At 40.6% G+C, this 1777-nt stretch carries 2 protein-coding genes; both read left to right on the top strand.

Annotation, left to right across the window (positions count from 1 at the left end; translation table 11 throughout):
• Positions 1–287 precede the first annotated feature (287 nt).
• Positions 288–1328: a YrpD family protein gene (locus ABEV74_RS23115; RefSeq protein WP_430150072.1), complete on the top strand. Its 1041-nt coding sequence runs from the start codon at positions 288–290 to the stop codon at positions 1326–1328.
• A gap of 242 nt (positions 1329–1570) precedes the next feature.
• Positions 1571–1777, top strand: a 207-nt coding sequence (locus ABEV74_RS23110; RefSeq protein WP_430150070.1) for a stalk domain-containing protein, incomplete at its 3' end; no start/stop codon positions are given.

Here is a 1777-nt window from a genome sequence, read left to right as displayed (position 1 = left end):
TGGATGCGAACTATCACGGCGCCTTTCATTTTCCCTATCTAGTAGCCTGGGAGAGAAGAAGCGAAAATTAAACCTTTCAAAGGTGGTTTACAGATAATAGGGTTGACAAAAGGATAATAATGGAATATTATAGTTGTAGGGATAAAATGGAATAAAAGGAGATTTTGGGGTGTATTGGGGGTGATAGTTTTTACTGGGTATACGTGAGATTTGGACGTTCGTGTGTTTGTACTGAATCTATCAGTTAAAACGGATGCTAAATTTTATGATTAGGTGGGTGGAGTATAATGGAACTTTTGAAGAGGATTCTTTCAGGAGGTTTAGTGGTACTACTACTTGGTGGCTTTACGTATAGTCCCAGCGCTTCAGTCGATGAGCCTTCGGTAAATATTCAGAAAAAACCAAAGACGTTGGTTTTAACAAAGAAGGCAGTCAGTCAATCGAAACTTGATGAAGTTTTGCAAAGGTCGAGAAAGAAAGCACAGGAAGAGATCGTGAAAAACGCTGCCTTATTGAAAAGTAATGAAACAGAGCAAGTAATCAATTATTACTACATTGAGGACGGAATTGGGTATTTTTATGAGTTAACACCAGAAAATTCCGAAACTTACATAGTTGGTGATGTGGTAGAAGAGTCAGAAGAAGAGTCTTCATTTAGTGCATTGGCAACTATACCTAACGGAATTGGGGGACGAGCGGTTATTCGACAAAACGGAAATTATTTAACAACAACAGTCCGTACTGCTACACAAGCTCAAATGGGGTCAACAACTAACGGAATAGCTTGGACATATTCAGGTTTCAGCGGAGTAGGTGATAGTGCGAGTGGTAATCCGGGCTTTACTGTGGAAGCAGATATGGGGCTCCAGTATAGCAATAGCTGGGGATACGTGATATGGAAGCCGCATGTTGGGTATTACAATGGCACTCAGTTAAGAGGAACTTTTCTCAGTGGCTACGACCAAGTACAGTACAAAAATGGTTTCAAAGGTGGAACTGACGTTAATTTCTCCGTTTATCGCAATGTAAATAATAATTTACGGTTAACTCAAAGTGGCTATGCTGAATGCGGGGATATGAATTGTAACAATACCTCAGATACCTGGTTAACTTCAATTCTTGAGATTGCGAATACCAAAGTAACAAGCGTAACGCAATGGAAGATACTTGCAACTGTTGCAGGTTCTGAAGATGTTACTGGTAATAACTATGCAGATTTCAAAAATATTATGGTGGATGGTGTGGCAAAAACTCCTGTGATAGATGCCCAAGAATATGCCACGATTAACATATCGGGAAATAGGGCGACAATTACTGTATCACACTAAGTCTACTTCTTCTAATATTGTTTTCGAATTTTTACAGTAATGAATTATAAAACGTGGTGACGAGTGGTAATAAGAGGCATAGTTTTTTGAAAGCCTTTTATCATCACTCGTTCTTTTTCAAACTTGGTTGATGATAGAATTTTTAAAGGTAAAATTAGAATGGATAAATTTAAAATGCATAAGCAACATTTTTTATTTAGTTGACGTTATTAACAGCAAATGAGTAGAAAGGGTGGATCCAGATGAGAAAACTACTTCATATCGTGTCTTTGGCGGCACTTTTAACCGGAATGACGCCCATCCATTCAGTGGCAGCGGAGACAGGACGCATCGAGATCGTCTGGAACGGCGAGCCCTTGACGATGCAGCATGAGCCGCTTGTGCGGGACGGCCGCGTCTATATGCCGCTGCGGGAGCTGAGCGGGCACATCGACGGGGCGGCGGTATGG

Origin of the sequence: Paenibacillus cisolokensis (assembly GCF_050481165.1) — a bacterium.
Taxonomy (GTDB): domain Bacteria; phylum Bacillota; class Bacilli; order Paenibacillales; family Paenibacillaceae; genus Paenibacillus_AH; species Paenibacillus_AH cisolokensis.
The sequence above is the reverse complement of the archived record's forward strand: the minus strand, read 5'-3'. Positions and strand labels throughout refer to the sequence as shown.

Excerpts from the sequence above, each read along its gene's own strand:
- ABEV74_RS23115 (WP_430150072.1), top strand. The coding sequence starts at position 288 with ATGGAACTTTTGAAGAGGATTCTTTCAGGAGGTTTAGTGGTACTACTA.